The 19187-nt window shown below is 67.5% G+C and carries 16 protein-coding genes; 1 reads left to right on the forward strand and 15 read right to left on the reverse strand.

The genetic code is table 11. The features are described from left to right. Window positions 1-457: 457 nt before the first annotated feature. Together AC1VXD_RS03460 and AC1VXD_RS03465 are read right to left on the reverse strand one after the other, a co-directional pair. Window positions 458-1951, reverse strand: coding sequence for a sensor histidine kinase (locus tag AC1VXD_RS03460; RefSeq protein ID WP_482990942.1), 1494 nt, complete (start codon window positions 1949-1951; stop codon window positions 458-460). Between the two features lie 96 nt (window positions 1952-2047). Next, entirely contained in the window at window positions 2048-2449 is a 402-nt protein-coding gene (locus AC1VXD_RS03465; protein ID WP_482990850.1) for a response regulator, read from the reverse strand. 150 nt (window positions 2450-2599) lie between these two features. On the opposite strand from AC1VXD_RS03465, the gene AC1VXD_RS03470 reads away from it, so the two are divergent. Continuing rightward, entirely contained in the window at window positions 2600-2998 is a 399-nt protein-coding gene (locus AC1VXD_RS03470; RefSeq protein ID WP_482990851.1) for an OsmC family protein, read from the forward strand. Window positions 2999-3044: 46 nt separating this feature from the next. On the opposite strand, the gene glgX is transcribed toward AC1VXD_RS03470, so the two are convergent. The 13 genes from glgX to AC1VXD_RS03535 all read right to left on the reverse strand — a co-directional run bounded on the left by glgX (window position 3045) and on the right by AC1VXD_RS03535 (window position 19186). Then, entirely contained in the window at window positions 3045-5165 is a 2121-nt protein-coding gene (gene glgX / locus AC1VXD_RS03475; RefSeq protein ID WP_482990852.1) for a glycogen debranching protein GlgX, read from the reverse strand. Beyond that, a complete protein-coding gene (locus AC1VXD_RS03480; protein WP_482990853.1) occupies window positions 5152-5325 on the reverse strand; it encodes a DUF2934 domain-containing protein in 174 nt (57 codons plus the stop codon). The genes glgX and AC1VXD_RS03480 overlap by 14 nt, the downstream gene beginning before the upstream one ends. Then, window positions 5312-7852, reverse strand: coding sequence for a malto-oligosyltrehalose synthase (gene treY / locus AC1VXD_RS03485; RefSeq protein WP_482990854.1), 2541 nt, complete (start codon window positions 7850-7852; stop codon window positions 5312-5314). The genes AC1VXD_RS03480 and treY overlap by 14 nt, the downstream gene beginning before the upstream one ends. Next, window positions 7849-9687 (reverse strand): 4-alpha-glucanotransferase, encoded by a 1839-nt coding sequence (locus tag AC1VXD_RS03490; RefSeq protein WP_482990855.1) that lies wholly within the window; start codon window positions 9685-9687, stop codon window positions 7849-7851. The genes treY and AC1VXD_RS03490 overlap by 4 nt, the downstream gene beginning before the upstream one ends. Beyond that, complete coding sequence (treZ, locus tag AC1VXD_RS03495) at window positions 9684-11405, reverse strand: malto-oligosyltrehalose trehalohydrolase (protein ID WP_482990856.1); 1722 nt, start codon at window positions 11403-11405, stop codon at window positions 9684-9686. Before treZ ends, AC1VXD_RS03490 begins: the two co-directional genes overlap by 4 nt. After that, window positions 11402-13591 carry a 1,4-alpha-glucan branching enzyme gene (locus AC1VXD_RS03500; RefSeq protein ID WP_482990943.1) on the reverse strand — a complete coding sequence of 730 codons (2190 nt, stop codon included), beginning with the start codon at window positions 13589-13591 and terminating at the stop codon, window positions 11402-11404. Before AC1VXD_RS03500 ends, treZ begins: the two co-directional genes overlap by 4 nt. A 41-nt stretch (window positions 13592-13632) precedes the next feature. Continuing rightward, window positions 13633-15177, reverse strand: a complete 1545-nt coding sequence (glgA, locus tag AC1VXD_RS03505) for a glycogen synthase GlgA (protein WP_482990857.1) — start codon at window positions 15175-15177, stop codon at window positions 13633-13635. 318 nt (window positions 15178-15495) lie between these two features. Then, window positions 15496-16164, reverse strand: a complete 669-nt coding sequence (locus AC1VXD_RS03510; protein ID WP_482990858.1) for a sulfate/molybdate ABC transporter ATP-binding protein — start codon at window positions 16162-16164, stop codon at window positions 15496-15498. Then, the gene (gene modB, locus AC1VXD_RS03515) at window positions 16154-16837 is read right to left on the reverse strand and encodes a molybdate ABC transporter permease subunit (RefSeq protein ID WP_482990859.1); all 684 of its coding nucleotides are present in this window, start codon (window positions 16835-16837) and stop codon (window positions 16154-16156) included. Before modB ends, AC1VXD_RS03510 begins: the two co-directional genes overlap by 11 nt. A 3-nt stretch (window positions 16838-16840) precedes the next feature. Beyond that, entirely contained in the window at window positions 16841-17584 is a 744-nt protein-coding gene (modA, locus tag AC1VXD_RS03520; protein WP_482990860.1) for a molybdate ABC transporter substrate-binding protein, read from the reverse strand. A gap of 166 nt (window positions 17585-17750) precedes the next feature. Next, the gene (locus tag AC1VXD_RS03525) at window positions 17751-18119 is read right to left on the reverse strand and encodes a hypothetical protein (RefSeq protein ID WP_482990861.1); all 369 of its coding nucleotides are present in this window, start codon (window positions 18117-18119) and stop codon (window positions 17751-17753) included. After that, a complete protein-coding gene (mobA, locus tag AC1VXD_RS03530) occupies window positions 18116-18664 on the reverse strand; it encodes a molybdenum cofactor guanylyltransferase (protein ID WP_482990862.1) in 549 nt (182 codons plus the stop codon). The genes AC1VXD_RS03525 and mobA overlap by 4 nt, the downstream gene beginning before the upstream one ends. 36 nt (window positions 18665-18700) lie before the next feature. Then, complete coding sequence (locus AC1VXD_RS03535; protein WP_482990863.1) at window positions 18701-19186, reverse strand: molybdenum cofactor biosynthesis protein MoaE; 486 nt, start codon at window positions 19184-19186, stop codon at window positions 18701-18703. Window position 19187: the final 1 nt, after the last annotated feature.

The raw sequence follows: 19187 nt of genomic DNA on the forward strand, positions 1-19187 counted from the left end.
GGCCGCCCCCCCACGGGGGGCCCGGTCCACCAGCCGGTCGCGGCGTTAAGGATGTGTCCCGCTTGGTCCAGTCCCTTCTCTCCAATCACGGCCACCCCGCGCGACTCTACAGAGAGCGCGGGAGCAGCCGAGCATGGGCTCGGCTCTACAAAGCGCTTGAGCAGTCGAGCAAGCTCAACTCTACTGCTGCTGACGGGCCAGCTCGCCCAGCGTCCAGTGCAGGACCCACTGATACGGCCCCTCTGGCGGGCAGACGTGGCGGGAGCCGCGGGGAACCTCGCAGACCGTCGCACCGGCGGTCACGATGAAGTCGACAATGATGCGGCTGCCCTCAATGCGGATGGACTGCACCGCACCCGGTATCTGCGTGCCTGCATCATTGGCGTAGCCGGATGCGCGGAATGCCCCGGATCATCGCACAGGCCGCGCACGCGGCGCGGCCCGTGCCCACGACTGCTCAACCTGTGGTGGCCGGCGCGTCCGTCTGCAGCAGGCTGTCGCGCTCACGCAGCGGGAAGCGGATATGGGCATCTACGCCGTCAGCTCGAAACTGCAGCTGCCCGCTGCCTGCCAGTTCGTAGGGCACGCGTTTCTCGATGAGCGAGCGGCCCAGGCCCCGCCGCTGCGGCGGCGACCAGTCCGAAACCGTCACATGGTTCTCGCACCAGTGCAGGGCCAGCCAGGGATTGCCCCCGTCTTCCACCTGCACGGACCACGACACGCTGATGCGGCCATCATTGCTGATGGCGCCGTACTTCAGCGAGTTCGTCACCAGCTCATGCACCGCCAGCGACAGCACCTCGGCCGCTTTCGGCGGCAGCAGCAGGTCGGGGCCCTCCAGCCCGTACTGGTCCGATCGATGCACCTGCACCGATATTTCCTCGTCCAGCATGCCGCGCAGGCACACGCCGGCATTGTCGGCGCGGGTCAGCAGCGCCTGCGTGCGCGCCAGCGACATCAGCCGACCGCACAAGCGCTCCGCGTATTCTTCGACGCTGCCTACCGTTTCCTGCGTGCGCCAGGCAATGGCATGGATCATCGCCATGATGTTGCGCACCCGATGCTGCAGCTCGGCCAGCAGCACGGCCTGCCGTTCGGTCGCGCGCTTCAGCGTATCGATGTCGATGACGATGGCGAACACGGCGGTGACCTCACCCTGCGCATCGCGCAGCGGCGCCGCTGCGATACGTGTCCAGCGCACCTGTCCATCCTCGTGGGTGAACTGGAATTCCAGCCCGGGTACCACCGTGTCGCCGCGCAGTGCACGGGCAACGGGAAAGTCCTCGGGACCGATCAGGCTCCCATCCGCGTGCCAGCCCTGCCAGCGCTGCATGTTGCCGGTGTCGCGCGAGGGCAGCTCACCGGTGGGAAGGTAGGCGCGCATCTGCTCGTTGGACTGCAGCACCCGCCCTTCGGTGTCGACGATGCACAGCCCCACCGGCAGTATCTGGAAGGCGAGTGACAGGCGTTCGTCACTCTGCCGCCGGCGCTGCTGCTCGTGCGCCCGCGCGGCGTGCGCCGTGTGTGCGGACGTGGTCTCGAACATGGTCACCAGCACCCCTTCGATGCGCCCGCCGGCGTCACGGATCGGGCTGTAGGTGATGGTGAACCAGATGTCTTCCAGCACGCCCTGCCGGGCCAGCGGGTAGAGCTTGTCCTCGTAGGTGATCGTCTCGCCCTGCCACACGCGGGCATAGATGGGGCCATTGATGTGCCACACCTCCGGCCAGCAGACGCGGGTGGCCTGACCCAGGCCGCCCGGGTGCTTGTCGGCCAGGATCTCTGCATAGCCATCGTTGTAAAGCTGGACCAGCTCCTCGCCCCACAGAACGATCATGGGAAAGCCGTGGGCCAACATCAGATCGACGGTTGCCCGAAGGTGCGGTGCCCACTCATCGCGTGCACCCAGCGGCGTTGCCGACCAGTCGTAGGCGGCGATGCGCTCGGCCATGCCGCCACGCAGCGCGTGCAGCGGCGGCGACGTCGGCGGCACCGGCGTGGTTGCCACGGGCGAGCTCATCTGCAATCGGCTACCCATGCGCAGCCTTCAATTTCCACGTGCGGCCGCACGCGTGGCCTGCACCAGCGTCTCGAGCTGCTGGGCCAGTGCCTGGATGTGATAGGGCTTGGCGCAGCGCGGAACGTCGGCGAACCGGCTGGGCACGTTGTCGTCATAGCCGGAGGTCAGCAGGAAGGGGATCCCGGCTTCGACCAGACGGTCCGCCAAGGGGTAGACCTGCTGCCCGCCCAGGTTGATATCGAGCAACGCCACATCGATGGGCTGTTCATCCACCAGCCTGCCCAGCGCGGCAAGGTCGCCTGCGGGTCCGATGACCTGCACGCCCTTCAGCTCGAGGTAGTCGACCAGGAACATGGCGATGGCGAATTCATCTTCCGCCACCAGTACACGTACGCCTTCCAGGCCCGGATTATCAACGGCTTCCAACACGTACAACGCTCCTGTCCAGGCGGCACTTCCGACTGTTGCAGGCAAAGGGTGGCCAATCGGCCTACAAGAGCGCGTGACGATCGCGCGCAGGCGCCCGCGCCGGGCCGACGGCGGTACCATTTCCCGGTCTCCACTCTCCCCTGTCCCGCCATGGCCTACGCCCGCATCATTTCCACCGGCGACAACTACCTGCACCACGTCAGCAACGGCACCTTCAGCGTCGATGCCGACGAGCCGGCCACGCTGGGCGGCCAGGGCCGCGGCTTTGCCCCGTTCGACCTGTACCTGGCGTCGCTGGCGTCGTGCACCGCCATCACTCTGCGCATGTATGCCGAGCGCAAGGGCTGGGAGCTGGGGGAGTTCCACGCCGAGCTGCGCTCCGAGCGCGACGAGGATGGCCGCCTGCACGTGCACCGGGTGCTGCATGCCAGTGGCGAGCTTAGCGATGCGCAGTGGTCGCGGCTGCTGGAAGTGGTGGAAAAAACCCCGGTGACCCTGGTGATGCGCGAGGGTGCCCGCATCACCAGCGAGCGCGGCCAGGCCGGCTGAGGGCCGGGCCCGCTGGGCGTGGCCCGGTGTGACCCGGGCCGCGCCGTCACCCTGCGCTGCTGGATGCCAGCAGGCACAGGCTTCGGGCGGGCAGCGTCCACTGCCCCTCCTCATCCATCTCCAGCGGCGCGTCGTCGGTCTGCAGGACCACGCGACGGAACGACAGTGTCTCGTCGGAGGGCCGGAACCGCTGCTGCTGGTCGCTGGGGTTCAGCAGCAAGGCCAGGCTGACATGGCGGCCGGGCTCGCGCAGTCCGCTGTCCGGGCTGCGGCCGTCCAGCACGATCAGCAACGCCCGCTGTTCGGAATTGTGCCAGTCGCCCTCGCCCATCGGCTCACCATCGGGGCGCCGCCACTCGATGTCGCGCATTCCGAGCGACGCGTCGAAGTCGCCAGTCAGGAAGCGATTACGTCGCAGCAACCCGTAGCGCCGACGCAAGGCCAATGCGCGCCGCACGAAGGCCGCCTGCGCCTGGGGCCCGGGCTGCGCCGCGCGCTCCCAGTCGATCCAGCTCAGCGGATTGTCCTGGCAGTAGGCATTGTTGTTGCCCTGCTGCGAATGGCCAAACTCATCGCCGGCCAGCAGCATCGGCGTGCCCTGCGCGAGCAGCAGCGTGCCGACCAGGTTGCGCATCTGCCGCGATCGCAGGGCGATGATGCCCTCTTCGTCGGTATCGCCTTCCACGCCATGGTTGTACGACAGGTTGTGCGAATGTCCGTCGCGGTTGTCCTCGCCATTGGCCTCGTTATGGCGGTCGTTGTAGCTCACCAGGTCATGCAGGGTGTAGCCGTCGTGCGCGGTGACCAGGTTGATGCTGGCCGAGGGCCGGCGGCCGTGATGGTCGAACAGGTCCGCAGACCCGGTGAAGCGGGCCGCGAACTCCGGCAGCTGGCCCGCATCCCCCCGCCACAGTGCACGAGTCGTGTCCCGGAACCGGTCATTCCACTCCGCCCACCCCGGCGGGAACTGGCCCAGCTGGTAGCCGCCGGGCCCGATGTCCCACGGCTCTGCGATCAGCTTCACCTGGCTGAGCACCGGGTCCTGGCGCACCGCATCGAGGAAGCTGCCCGACGGATCAAAGCCATGGCGCTCGCGGCCAAGGATGGTGGCCAGGTCGAAGCGGAAGCCATCGACGCGCATTTCGGTCACCCAGTAGCGCAGTGAGTCCATCACCATGCGCAGGGCGCCGGCATTGGTCAGGTCGAAGGTGTTGCCGGTACCGGTATCGTTGATATAGAAGCGTCGGTCATCGGCCAGCCGGTAGTAGCTGGCGTTGTCGATGCCCTTGAACGAGAGCGTCGGCCCCAGTTCATTGCCTTCGGCAGTGTGGTTGTAGACCACATCAAGGATCACCTCGATGCCCGCACTGTGCAGGCGGGCAATCATCTGCTTGAACTCGGCCACTGTTTCCAGCGACAGGTAGCGCGGCTGCGGCGCGAAGAAGCCGATGGTGTTGTAGCCCCAGTAATTGCGCAGGCCGCGCTCCAGCAGTTGCTGGTCGTCGACGTAAGCATGCACCGGCAGCAGTTCGATGGCCGTCACCCCCAGATGCACCAGATGGTCCACCACCGCATCGTGCCGCAGTGCCGAGAAGGTACCGCGCTCGGCCTGGGGTACGCCCGGATGCTGCATGGTAAGCCCGCGTACGTGTGCTTCGTAGATGACCGTGCGGTCCCAGGACGTTTCGGGCGCGCGCTCGCTGCCCCAGCTGAACGCCGGGTCGATCACCGCGCAGCGCGGCATGTACGGCGCGCTGTCGCGGCGGTCGAAGCTCAAATCGGCATCCCGGTGTCCCAGCGTATAGCCGAACAGGTGCGGCGCCCACTTGATCTCGCCCACGATCTGCTTGGCGTACGGGTCCAGCAGCAGCTTGTTCGGATTGAAGCGGTGTCCATCCTGCGGCGCATAGGGGCCGTGCACGCGGTAGCCATAGCGCTGACCCGGGCGCACGTCAGGGAGGTATCCGTGCCACACCTCGTTGGTGTACTCCGGCAGCGCGATGCGCTCTATCTCGCGGTTGCGCGCATCGAACAGGCACAGCTCCACCTTGGTTGCGTGGCGCGAATACAGCGCGAAATTCACTCCCAGCCCGTCCCAGGTCGCGCCCAGCGGGAACGGCCTGCCCTCGCGAACCCGCGAGGTCTGTGCCCATTTACGGGTTGCCATCGTCCTCGTCCTTACCCGCATCGAGGGCTGCTATCTCCGCTTCCACCAAACGCTCGGCCATGTGCCAATGACGTTGCGCCTGCTCATCCGGGCGGCCTTCGGCCTCCCAGATCTGGTGCGCCAGCATCTCGATGCGGCGAAGCCGCTCACTGCTGTCCATCTGCCCCACTCTCCTGGCTGATCCACACCGCAACGGGGCTGCCGGCAAGCAGCAGCGCATCCGAGGCGGAACCGTTGAAAATCTCCGTGCGACCATCCAGCACGTTGCGCATCGTTCGTTGCGGCACCGCTGTCACCCGCTGCTCCGCGTTCTCCTTCCAGGCAAGGGCAGGACCAGGGCACCGCCCGGCACTCGCCCTGCGCACCGCCACCAGCAGCACCTGCCCTGCATGCTCACGCAGGAAAACCAGATCTCCCGAAGCAGAACAGGACAGGGCCTGCAGCGTGCCGTCCAGGAACAACGCCGGATGGTCGCGCCGCAGCTGCAGCAGCTTCGACAGCAGGCGCATCTTCGGCGCGCCTTCGTGCCAGTCCTGCAGCAGCTGCGACCACGAGCGATCATCAGCGAGTGCCTGTGCGCGCTGTGCGAAATCCACAGGGCGTCGGTTGTCCGGATCGACCAGACTTAGATCCCAGAACTCGGTGCCCTGGTAGATATCGGGAATTCCCGGCAGGCACAGCTGCAGGCACAACTGGGCCAGCCCGTTGCTGGCACCGGCCGCCGCCAGCGTCTTCACGAAATCAGCCAGCGCATCGCGCACGCCCCGCAGTTCGCCGGCGTGCATCAAGGCCTGCAGCCACTGCTGCGCGGCATCTTCAACGGCGAGGTCGGGATCGAGCCAGCTGCTGATCCGCTTGCCTTCCCGCAGCGCCTTGCGCAGCCATTGGTCGATGCGCTGCGGGAAGTCCTGCGCGGGCGCACCGTGCATCGGCCAGGCGCCGACCAGTGCCTGCCAAAGAGCATAACTTTCGGCAGCAGGCAACGGCATCGGCGTCCCTGCCGCCGCGCACTGCTGCTCCCAGCTTGCCAGCGCCGACTGCCAGGCCCCGACATCGGTGCTGAGCAGCGCCAAGCGCGCTCGCGCATCCGGACCGCGTTTATGGTCGTGCGTTGCCAGTGCCAGCATCGCCAGGGGATGCTGGCGGCCGCGGGCCTGGCCGAGTTCAATCAGTGCGTCGCCTTCAAGGCCGATGCGCTGCGGATCGCTGCCAACTTCGTTGCGCGACAGCGCACGGTAGTAGCGATAGAACGCCGTGTCTTCCACCGCCTTGGCATTGAGCGGTGCCGAGAGCTGGCCAAACCGCACGCGCAGTTCGTGGCCCTCGGGCGTCTTCAGTGCGTTGGCCAGCAGGCTCACGGCCGCGCGTCCTGCGGCATCGAGACCCTGCAAGGCAGCCGCTTCGGCCTTGGCCAGGCTATTCCGCTCGGCCTGCGTCTGCAGCGTATAGGGGCGATAGACAGGATAGTGCCGCAGCAGTGCACAGAGTGCCCGGCGCACCATCGCATCGCTGAGATCTGCGTCGGCTGACGCCTCACCCACTGCCTGCCGTACGCAGGCCAGCAGGCGCTGCAGATCTGCGTGCAGCGATCCATCCAGCAGTCCATCTCGTGCCAACTGCTGCACCTCCTCCAGGCCGCATGCGTCGCCTGAGCGTGCCTGCCACTGCTCGTTCAGCGCCTGCGCTGAACCCTGTTCATGCAGCCATGCACTGGCCTGGTCCATGAAGTCGTAGCCGGTGGTGCCATCGCACGCCCAGCCATCCGGCAAGGATTCACCCTCTGCCAGGATCTTTTCCACGTGCAGAGTAATGTCCCTGCCGCGGCGCCCGCCTGCGACAGCTGCACCATCCAGCTGCTCGCGCAGCCTGTCCAGGTAGGCGCCCGGATCGGCCAGACCGTCCACGTGGTCGATCCTCAGGCCATCCACCCAGCCCTCGCGCACCAGCCGCAGCGGCAGCGCGTGCACGGCGTCGAACACATCCTCGCGCTCCACCCGCAGGGCCGCCAGCGAACTGATGTCGAAGAAGCGCCGGTAGTTGACCTGGTCGCCGCCGGTGCGCCACCAGGCCAGGTGATAGTGCTGGCGCTGCAGCAGCATGTGCATGCGTTCCATGGAACGGTTGCAGCGCTCGATCCAACCCTGGCGGGCGCCGGGCTGCACTGGATAGCTGCGCGGAGACAATGGCAGGCGCAGATCGTGATGGACCAGGCAGGGCTGGCCCTTGAATTCCTCTACCCTCAGAACGCCAGCCTTGATGGCCTCCTGCAGCGGTCGGTCAAGCACGGGCAGCCAGAGCCGCTGGCCAGCGCCGACAGCCTCCCAGTCGATGTCGAACCATTGCGCATGGCGACTGCGCCGCCCGTGCATCAGCACGTCCGACCACCACGGATTCTGCGGCGCGGCAGCCAGATGGTTGGGCACGATATCCAGCAGCAGCCCCAGCCCATGCTCGCGGGCACGGCATGCCAGTCGCAGGAAGCCTTCCTCGCCGCCCAGTTCCGGGTTGATCCGGGTCGGATCAATGCCATCGTAGCCGTGCGTGGAACCCGGCATCGCTGCGGCGATGGGCGACAGATACAGGTGGCTGACGCCCAGCGTGGCGAAGTAGCCCGCCTGCGCCGCTGCGGCATCGAAACCAAAGCCTGCATGCAGCTGCAGGCGCGCGGTGGCGCGAAGTGCGGTCATGCGTGGCCTCCGTCGCGACCCGCGCTGACGTGCCGCAGCCGCGACTGCAGTGCGGCCTCGTTCCAGTGCAGCGGCAACCGCCGCCGCCAGTTCGGATGGCCGCCGACAGTGCCCGGCAGGTTGACCTGTGTACGCAGTCCCAGCGCATCTTCCAAGGGAAGCAGGGCCAGCCGCGAGGGGGTGCTGGCCAGCAGGCCCAGTGCATCGTCTTCCACGCAATCTCCATGAACAAGGTCGGCCAGGGCAGTGGCATCCGAGCGCCGTTGCGCCAGTGATGAGGGCAGATCTTCGATTTCGCCCAGGCGTGCCCGCCAGCGCAGGTCCCTACCGCGCAACCAGCCGCCCAGCGGCGGAAGATCGTGGGTGGACGGCATGGCCACGGCATCGCGGCGCCAGCGTTCGGCAGGCAGGAAGCCTGCCTCGTCACGGGTGAAGGGCAGCACATCCACACCGAGCACGCCGCGCGCGGCCAGTTGCTGGCGGATGCCTGCCGGAACCACGCCCAGGTCCTCGCCGATCACCACGCACCGGTGCCGCCAGGATTCAAGCACCAGCAGGTTCAGCAGGTCCTGCAGCGGAAACTGCAGATAGACCCCGTCGCGGGCGGAAGCGCCCTGCGGCAGTACCCACAGCCGGTGCAGGCCGAGGATATGGTCGATGCGTACGCCACCGCGGCTGGCCATGACCGCCCGCAACAGACTGATGAAGGGCGCGTAGCCCTGCCTGCGCAGGGCCAGCGGCGAGAAGCCGGTGATCCCCCACGCCTGGCCTTGGGTGTTGAAGGCATCCGGTGGCGCACCGAGCTCAAGGCCCGCCAGCATGGCGCTGGCCTGCGAACGCGCTTCCGCACCGTCGGGCGCGCAGCCCACCGCCAGATCGGCAATCAGGCCGATGGCCGCGCCGTTGTTGCACGCCTGCGAGTGCAGCTGCGTCCAGCAATGTTGCGCTACCCACTGCGCGAAGGCATGGTCCTGCGCATCACCGCTGCGCACGTCGGCTGCCAGTGCGCAGTAGTCCTGCAGCGCTGCCCCTGCCTGGTTCTGCCACTGGCAGACCTCGCCCCAAAGCTCGGGTTGCGCCTGCTGCAGCTGAAGCCGCGCTGCGCGCAGCCAGCGCCACTTCAGGTCAGCCGCGGCAGGCCAGTCGATGCGCCGCGCGGCGGAGGCTGCGTCCACCGCCTCGGCCAGCGCAGGATGCACCGCCAACGCAGCGCGGGCGGCAACGGGAACCGCCTGCAGCAGCGAGGCCTGCAGCGGGTCAAGCCAGCGGCGGTCGCTGGGCGAGTACGGACTATAGCCGGCGTCCGGCGGCAGTCCGGCGTGCATTGGGCTGAGCGCAAACGCCTGCCCGCCGTGCTGCTGCAGCCGCTGCAGCCAGGGTGTACAGCCTGCGCTGTCGCCGATGCCGGCATCGCCTGCGCTACGCAGGCTGTAGACCTGCGCCGCAAGGCCCCAGCCGCGGTCGAGATGCGCGGGCCACCATGCCTTGTGTGGTGCAACGGCAATCGCGATACGACGCGGCCCCTGCTGCCAGTGCCAGTAACCGGGCTGCAATGGCACCGGCCAACGCCCAGCCGAATCCGGGTGCGCATCACGTTGCTGGCCGGCCTCATCGACCCAGCATGCCGCGCCTGCAGTGCCGGGCAGGACCACCGCCTCGCCGCAGATCGCGGTGTGCAGTGGCGTACCCGACGCTTCCGCCTGCGGCTGCAAGGCCTGCAGAACCGCGCGCAGCACCTCCGGTGCAACCTGGCACTGCCGTCCGGAAACATCCTCCCACTGCGGCATCAGCCCCGCAGAACGCGCCGCTGCCAGCAGCGCAGCATCGCCGCTCATGCCGGGAGCCAGCGCAGCTGCAGACCACCGCGCGGATGCAGCGAAGGACCGGTAGGCAGATCCAGCAGCGATTCGCCATCAGGCAGTGAATGCGTCACTTCGGCAGGCCCTGCGTTGATGGCGATCCACCACTGCCCGGCGGGCAGCTGCCATCCCGCCTGCACCGCGCCTGTGCCGAGCACCCTTGCACCCAGCGAACGCGCCTGCTCGAGGCCGGGTTGCAGGCAGCGGCGACGCAGGTCGAGCAGATCGCGAAGCCACGCCAGCGACTGCTGTGCCGCGAGGCTGGCGTCCGGTGGCGGCACATACGAGGCCTGCAGCGTCGCCGGATCATTCGGGTCGGGAATCCGCGCCCGCGAAGCCGCGTCAGCAAATGCGCTGAAGCCGGCGAACTCGCGCCGACGCCCCTCCCGCACCGCTTCGTCCAGCGGTGCCTGGTAATCAGTGAAGAACAGGAACGGTGACGTGGACTGCCACGGCTCGCCCATGAACAGCAGCGGTATCATGGGTGTGAGCACGGTGAGCGCGGTGGCCATGCGCAACGCCGGCGGGTCCTGCAGCTGGCTCAGCCGCTCGCCGAAGGCGCGATTCCCCACCTGGTCATGGTTCTGCGCGAACACCACGAAGCGGGACGGCGGCAGGTCGCCGCTGGGCTCGCCGCGGACTTCGCCACGCATGTCGGGCTCACCCTGCCACGCAAAGCCCTCGGCCAGGCAGCGCGCCAACAGCGCTTCGGCGCGGCCAGCGTACGCAGCGTAATAGCCCTCGTGCTCACCGGTCAGCAGAACGTGCAGCGCATTGTGGAAGTCATCGTTCCACTGCGCCTGGTAGGCGCCCCGCAGCCACCGTGCCTGGTTGCGCTCGTTTTCCAGCACCAGGTGCGCATGCGGCACCTCGGCACGGATCGCATCGCTGAGCTGCTGCAGGAAGCGGTCATCATCGATGGCGTGCACTGCGTCCAGGCGCAGCCCGTCAAAGCGGTACTCCTGCAGCCACATCAGTGCGTTGTCGATGAAGAAGCGCTGCACCTGTGGCTGTTCGAAGTCGATGGCCTCACCCCACGGCGTGCTGCGCCCGCTGTGGAAAAAGCCCTTGGCATACTGCGCCAGATGGTTGCCCTGCGGCCCGAAGTGGTTGTAGACCACATCCAGCAGTACCGCCAGGCCTGCGGCATGCGCCGCATCGACGAAATGCTTCAGTGCTTCGGGTCCGCCATAGGCCTGTGCCGGGGCGTAGGGAAACACACCGTCATAGCCCCAGTTGCGGGTACCGGGGAACTGCGCCAGCGGCATCAGCTCGATGGCGGTGATGCCGGTCGCCGCCAGCATCGGCAGCTGCGCCGTCAGCGCGGCAAACCCGCCGGCTGCTTCCACGTGCACTTCATAGATCACCATGTCCGGCCAGGCGACCCCGCTCCAGTCCCGCGTCTGCCAGGCATACGCATCCTCGGCCAGGACGGCGCTGGGGCCGTCAACGCCCTCGGGCTGCCAGCGCGATGCGGGATCCGGCACCTCGCTGCCATCCGGCAGGCGGAAGCGGTAACGGTCACCGTGCGCAGCCGCCGTGCGGAGCAGGTGCAGACCGTCAGGCTGCCGATCCATCGGCAACGCTGTCCCGTGCAGCACCAGCAGCACCTGATCGATGTCAGGCGCCCACAGTCGGAATTCAACCATGCCTTTGTCCACCGGCCGCGCACCCAGACACCCGGATGCGGTCATGCGACAACCTGCAGATACAGCGTGGACATCGGCGGCAGGGTCAGCCGCAGTGATTGCGCGTGCCCGTGCATGGGCCGTGCTTCGGTGGCAACCGCACCCAGGTTGCCTGCATTGCCGCCCGCGTAGTGGTGGCTGTCGGTGTTCAACCGCTCCGACCACAGGCCGGGCGCGGGTACGCCAACCCGGTAACCTTCGCGGCGCACGGGCGTGAAATTGCTGACCACCAGCATCGCCGGTGCCTCGCCGGACGGGTCCTGGCGGATGAAGGCGTAAACGCTGTTGCGGCTGTCGTCGGCCACACTCCAGGCAAAGCCACGCTCGTCGCGCTCATCGCGATGCAGGGCGGGCTGATGCAGCAGTTGTGCGTTCAGATCGCCGACCAGACGCATCAATCCGCCACCCTCGACGGTCGCAGCCTGGTCCCATTCCAGCTCGCGCTGATGCGCCCACTCGCCCGCCTGGCCGAATTCGCCGCCCATGAACAGCAGTTTGCTGCCGGGGTGTGCCCACATGAAGGCGTAGTACGCCCGCAGCTGGGCAAACTGCTGGGCCCGGTCGCCCGCCATCTTGTTGAGCAGCGAGCCTTTGCCGTGGACCACTTCGTCATGCGACAGCGGCAACACGAAACGCTCGGAGAAGGCATACACCAGGCCGAAGCTGATTTCGCTGTGGTGATGCGGGCGGTGTACCGGGTCGCGCTGCAGGTACTGCAGCGTGTCGTGCATCCAGCCCATGTTCCATTTATGGGTGAAACCCAGGCCGCCCTCGGCCACCGGGTTGGTCACGCCCGGCCAGGCGGTGCTCTCCTCGGCGATCACCAGCACGTCCGGAAAGCGCTCGCGCAGGGACTGGTTCATGCGCTGCAGGAAGGCCACCGCCTCCAGATTCTCGCGGCCGCCCTGTGCGTTGGGCACCCACTGTCCCTCAGGCCGGCTGTAGTCGCGGTACAGCATCGACGCCACTGCATCCACGCGCAGCCCGTCGATGTGGAAATGCTCTATCCACTCCAGCGCGCTGCCGATCAGGTAGGCCGAGACTTCATTGCGGCCATAGTTGTAGATCAGCGTGTCCCAGTCGGCATGCTTCCCCTCGCGCGGATCGGCGTGCTCGTACAGGGCGGTGCCATCGAAGCGCGCCAGGCCATGGGCGTCGTCCGGGAAATGCGCGCTGACCCAGTCGACGATCACGCCCAGGCCGGCCTGATGGCAACGATCGACGAAGCGGGCGAAGGCTTCCGGCGGGCCGTAGCGCGACGTCGGGGCGTAGATGCCCAGCGGCTGATAGCCCCAGGAGCCACCAAACGGATGCTCGCTGATCGGCAGCAGCTCGATGTGGGTGAAGCCCAGCCGGGTGACATGGGGGATCAGCCGATCCGCCAGTGCATCCCAGTCCAGCACCCCGCCATCCTCGGCGCGCTGCCAGGATCCGGCGTGCACCTCATAGATGGACAACGGGGCGCTGACGCCCTGCTGGCGGCGCCGTTGCAGCCAGGCATCATCATTCCATTGCATCGGCGCGGCCGACACCACGCGTGAGGCGGTGGCAGGCGAGCGCTCGGCCCAGCGCGCCATCGGGTCGAGTTTGTCGGGCAGGCTTTGGCCATCTGCGCCGATCAGGCGGAACTTGTAGCACGTGCCCGGCTGGACCCTTGGAATGAACAGCTCCCACACGCCGGCAGCATGGCGCAGCCGCATGGGGTGGCGGCGACCGTCCCAGCCATTGAAGTCACCCACCACTGCCACACGTTGCGCGTTCGGTGCCCAGACGGCGAAACGCACGCCCTCGATGCCTTCAACGGCCATTTCGGTGGCGCCCAGTGCGCGTACCGCTTCGGCGTCGCCCTGGTGGATGCGCCGCAGCAGCGCCTCATCCAGCAGTGGGCCGAACGCATATGCGTCGTGCACCTGCTCGACGCCATCGGGAAAGTGCAGCGCCAGCAGCGGGATCGCGTCAGCACCGGCGGGACCCTCAAAGAGACCCGCCAGATTCGTGCCGCGAAGATCCCAACGGCGGCCGCTGGCCTCGATCACCTCCACCCGCTGTGCGTTCGGCACCAGCGCGCGGATCACACGGCCACCGTTGCCATCGGCATGCGGGCCCAACCAGGCAAACGCATCGGCCGGGCGACCCTCCACCAGCGCCTGCATCTCGACCGCCAGCGGCGCGACCGCATCACCCTGTGACATCACCTCGTAGTCAAACGCCACCGAACCGCGTCCTTCGTCATTCATGCAGCCACCTGGCAGGTCTGCTGGTACAGCGCGAGGTAGGCCTTGCCGGCCGTCTCCCAGCCGCCCGGACGCAGCATCGCCGCACGTCGCATTGCATTCATCAGCGCCGGCAGCCGGAACGTGCGCATCGCCCGCTCCACGCAGCGGCGCAGCCCATCGGCGTTGGCGCCATGGAACAGGAAGCCCGTCACGCCGTCCTCGACCGTATCGACCAGACCGCCCGTCGCATGCGCGACCGGCAGGCAGCCAAAGCGCTGCGCGTACATCTGGCTGAGGCCGCAGGGCTCGAAGCGCGAGGGCATCAGCAGGAAGTCGGCGCCGGCGAACATCTGCCGCGCCAGGCCTTCGTCGAAGCCGATGAAGGCGCCGACCCGCCCGGGGTAGCGCTGTGCCAGTGCCTGCACCTGCGCTTCCACCTGCGGCTCGCCACCGCCGATCACCACCAGCTGGCCACCGGCCGCCACGATCTGCGGGGCGACGTCGCAGGTGATGTCCAGGCCCTTCTGATGGACCAGACGCGAGACCACGGCGAACAGCGGGCCCGACGAGGGCTGCAGCCCGAAGGCCTGGCGCACGGCCTGCGCATTCTCTTCACGACCCGCGCACTGGCCGATGCTGAAGCGGGCCTTCAAGTGAATATCACGTCGCGGATCCCAGCTGGCGTCGATGCCATTGACGATGCCACTGAGGTGGCCACCGGCAGCGCGTCGCGCCAGCAGTTCGTGCAGGCCGCAGCCATCCTCGGCAGCAGTGATCTGCTGCGCATAGCGAAGACTGACCGTGTTCAGGCGGGTGGCATTGGCAATGCCGCCCTGCAGGAAGGACATGTGGCCATGGAAATGCAGTTCGTCCAGATGCTCCGCAGGTACGCCGAGGGTCGGCGCCAGTGCAAACGGGAACAGGCCCTGATAGGCCAGGTTGTGGATGGTCAGCAGGGTCGGCACGGCGGTGCGATCCCAGCGCACATAGGCAGCGGCCATCGCCACCGGCCAGTCATTCAGGTGCAGCAGCTGCGGCGTCCAGTCCAGCCCGGCACGACCAGCGGCCAGTTCCGCAGCGGCATGGGACAAGGTGGCAAAGCGCACCGCGTTGTCCTGCCATTCGCGGCCCTGCGCGTCCACATACGGCGAGCCCTCGCGTTCATACAGCGCGGGCGACAGCAGCACATAGATCGGCAGACCATCGGCCTGGAGCGCCATTGCCACGGTGCAGGCCGGCAGACCGGCTCGCCCGGCGACGCGACCGACTTCACGAAGATGCGGCAGACGTTGCAGCACTTCGGGATAGCCAGGCAGCAGCACGCGCGCATCACAGTTGCTGCGTACGGCGCGGGGCAGCGCGGCCGCCACATCGCCCAGGCCGCCGGCCTTGATGAAGTCCGCCATCTCGGTCGCTACGAACAGCACCCGCTGCACCAGCGCCGGCAGTTCGATCGGCTGTGACGGGCCACGACGGGTGCCTACCGGCACCAGATCAAGGGCGGGCAGGACAGTCTCTGCAGCGGAATCGTGCAGGGAATCGGCGACAAGGTCGAGGGCCATGGTGAACTTCTCTGAATCAGTCAGGCAGACGCCAGCCGCGCCCAAATGGGCGCCAGGTCTGGGAAGGAAGTCGTCGCGGAACGTGGGGGACGTTTGCGTAGGCTCTACGTGACTGTGCACTGTTCCATATCAAACAGCCGTGAAGTGATGGCGATTTGTTTGTGACAGCGCGTCATCAGTTCAGTACGCATCGTCACGTGCGCGGCGTAGTGACCGCTGCGTACGCGTATGGAACTGCGCGTTCATCCAGCCGGCGACGGATGCCCAATGACATCACTTCTGTAGAGCTGAGCCAACGCTCGGCTATGGAGCCGCGCATCAATCGCTGACGATGCGGCCGCCCACCATCCGGGCGACCTGCTGGCCGAACATATCCACATCGTGCGGGTCGTGACTGATCAGCAGCAGCGGAATGCCGGTTCCATCCAGCACAGCCCGCAGTTCCTGCCGCAGGTGCTGGCGCAGGTCATGGTCCAGCGCGGCAAACGGCTCATCCAGCAGCAGCGCCTGCGGCTGGGTCACCAGGGCGCGCGCCAGCGCGGTACGCTGGCGCTGGCCACCCGACACCTGCGACGGCAGCAGGTCGGCCACGTGATCGATACGGAACGCGTGTAGCCAGCGCTCCACCGCGTCGATGCGCGCACCACGGCGCGGATTGAACCAGCCACGCTCCAGGCCGAAGGCCACGTTCTGGCGCACGCTCAGGTGCGGGAACAGCGCGTAGTCCTGGAAGACATAGCCCAGCCGGCGCCGTTGCGGCGGCAGGCTCACCCCGGTGCTGCTGTCGAACAGCGTCTGGCCCTGCAGCCGCACAAGGCCGCGCTCGGGCCGCAGCAGGCCGGCCACCGCTTTCAGGGTCAGGCTCTTGCCTGCGCCCGAGGGGCCGAACAGCACCACCTGGCGCTGCGTGCACTGCAGCACCACATCCAGCACGAACTGCGGCGTCGCCGCCTGCATCGGCCGGTTCGCCTGCAGGTCAAGCCACATCGCGCAGCTCCTGGCGGCGTCCGCCCACCAGCCGCGCGGCCAGCAGCAGGATGACCATGCACACCAGCGAGGTGAGGATCACCAGCGCATTGGCCTTGCCGTCCTGCCCGGCCTGCACGGCCTCGTAGATGGCGATGGAAAGCGTCTGGGTGCGGCCCGGGATGCTGCCCGCCACCATCAGGGTGGCTCCGAACTCGCCCATCGCACGCGCGAAGGCCAGCAGCAGGCCGGCGAGAATGCCGCGCCAGGCCAGCGGCAGGGTGATGCGGAAGAACACCGCCGCCTCGGACACGCCCAGCGTGCGCGCCGCATTCTCCAGCTGGCCATCGACGCCTTCGAATGCCGCCCGCGCCGGCTTGAACACCAGCGGCAGCGAGGCCACCGCGGCGGCAATCACCGCCGCCTGCCAGGTAAACACCAGGTTGATGCCAAACCACGACTGCAGCCACACGCCGATCGGGCCATTGCGGCCGATCAGCACCAGCAGGTAGTAGCCCAGCACCGTGGGCGGCAGCACCATCGGCAGGGTCAGCAGCGAATCCAGCAGCTCACGTCCGGGAAAGCGCCGGCGTGCCAGCAGCGCACCCAAAGCAACGCCCAGCACCAGGTTGATCGCCGTGGCCCACCCAGCCACCTTCAGCGACAAGCCCAACGCGCTCCAGTCAAGATCCATGCCTCAGGGCTTGCCGAACCCGTGCCTGACCAGGATCGCCTGGCCCTGCGGCGAGCGGACGAAGGAGGTGAAGCGCTTCGCCTCTACCGCCTGGCTGCTGGCCTGGATCACCGCCAGCGGATAGGCGATGCGCCCGCTCACCGGCACCTCGAAGGCGCGGCGCACGCGGTTCGGCATCGCTTGCGCGTCGGTGGCATAGACGAAGCCGGCATCCACTTCACCGCGTGCCACGTAATCCAGCGACTGCCGCACGTTCTGGGTGTTGATGGCCTTGCCCTGCACTGCCGGCCACAGCCCGGCTTTCTCCAGCGCGCCCTTGGCATAGCGGCCCACCGGCACGCTGTGCGGGTTGCCCAGCGCAATGCGCTGCACGCCGGCACCGGCCAGATCCTTCAGCGCACGTGGTGCAGCCTTGGCCTGCGGCGGCACCACCACCCACAGCGCGTTCACCGCGAACACTACGCGGGTTCCGGGCGCCAGCAGCTTCTGCTGCTCGGCCTGGTCCATCGTGGTCTCGTCGGCCGAGGCGAACACATCCACCGGCGCACCGCGGCCGATCTGCTGCAGCAGCACGCCGGAGGCCGCAAAGTTGAAATCGACCCGGGTGCCCGGATGGGCCTTTTCATAGGCCGCACCCAGTTCGCGGAAACTCTCGGTCAGGCTCGACGCCGCCGACACCGTCAGGTCGGCCGCCCAGGCCGGCATCGCCGCCAGCACCCCCAGCAACAACAGTCCTGCACGCTTCATCAAGGGCTCCCGGGGCTATCAGTCTGTTTAGTATTCATCGGGCATTGCGAGCGCGGCCAGGCGCTCAGGTGGCAGTAGCAGGATGCTTCGAGATGCAGGAATCCGAAAACGCGCAGGTCATGCCGGCACCATACGCCACCCGGTTTCCACACCCCCATTACAAATATCAAACCGGTGACTCGGTACTGCCGCGGCGGCTCACGCCGCGCTGGCGCACGCTGTCACGCACGTCCACATCGAACTGCAGCTGCAGCGTGGTGCCGTCATCCAGGTACAGTGCAAAGCCCAGCCCATCGCGGCACGGCAGGCGCCCGGCCAGACCGTCCACCGCCTGACGCGGCAGCACCAGCCGGCAGTAGGTGCCACCGTCGAGCAGCACCGCCTGGTCGCCGCCGTGCAGTGACACCGCCGTACCCCAGCCGCCGTTGCCGCCGAACCGGGTCAGGTTTTCAACCGACTCGCCGGCCAGCAGCTGTGCCAGTTCAGCCTCGTCCAGGCGCAGGCGCATCGTCTGTTCCTGCAACTGCACCTTCATGAGGCGACATCCTCCCACTGGGTGGGGGTATTGCAGTTGACCAAGGCGCTTTCGTCGGCGGGGGACAGGCGCACCGTATGTGCGCCGAGACGGCGTTGCAGGGCCTGCAGCGAACGCGGGCCAAGGGGATCATGGATCATGCTTTCAAGGACTGTACGGCTTTCATCGTCCACATTAAACAGCATCGGAAGCGGATGACCGTAATGGATCGTGCAGCGGCCAGATTGCGCATCACGCAATTGCTGAAGCAGCCGGGGGGTCAGCCGGGGCGTATCCACCGGCACCACCCAGGCTGGGCCATCGGGCATCTGCAGGGCCACGCTATACAGGCCTCCCAGCGGGCCGCAGCGCGCCACCCGGTCGGGAATGCCGTCGAAGGCGGGATAGCGACCGCTCACCCACACCTGCTCCGCACCTGCCAGCGTCAGCAGGCCGCGCATGTGTTCCAGCAGGGTCCGGCCCTGCCATGGCAGCATCGCCTTGTCGCGGCCCATGCGGCTGGACAGCCCGCCCGCCAGCACGATACCGGCCATCGGCGCGCTCATGGCAGTGCCAGGCCCTCATCCACGCATGCCGTGGATCTACTTGTGGGCATGGTCGTGCACCGGCGTATCGTCGGCATGGCAGAGGCTGCAGCCTTCGGTCCATTCGCTGTCGCCATCCTGGTAATGCTCCTGCTTCCAGATCGGGCACTGGTGCTTGACCGCTTCGATCAGCTGCCGGCAGGCACGGAAGGCTTCATCGCGGTGCGGGCTGCCTGCGGCCACCACCACCGCCACCTCACCCACCGCCAGGCGGCCCTTGGCGTGGGCCACATACAGCTTCAGCTGCGGCCCATAGGCGGCCTGGACCTCGGCGGCCAGCCGCTGCACCTCGTTCAGCACCAGCGGCTCGAACAGGTCATAGCTGATGCCCAGCACCGGGCGACCCAGGTTGAGGTCACGCACCTTGCCTATGAATACGTCGATACCCCCGAAGCCGGGGTCGGACACCGCGGCGATGCCCTCGGACGGGTCGATCGTCGCCTGTGCGCGATCCACCACCTTCGCGATCGTGCGATGGCTCATC

The sequence above is a fragment of the Stenotrophomonas sp. STEN054 genome, from assembly GCF_056854535.1.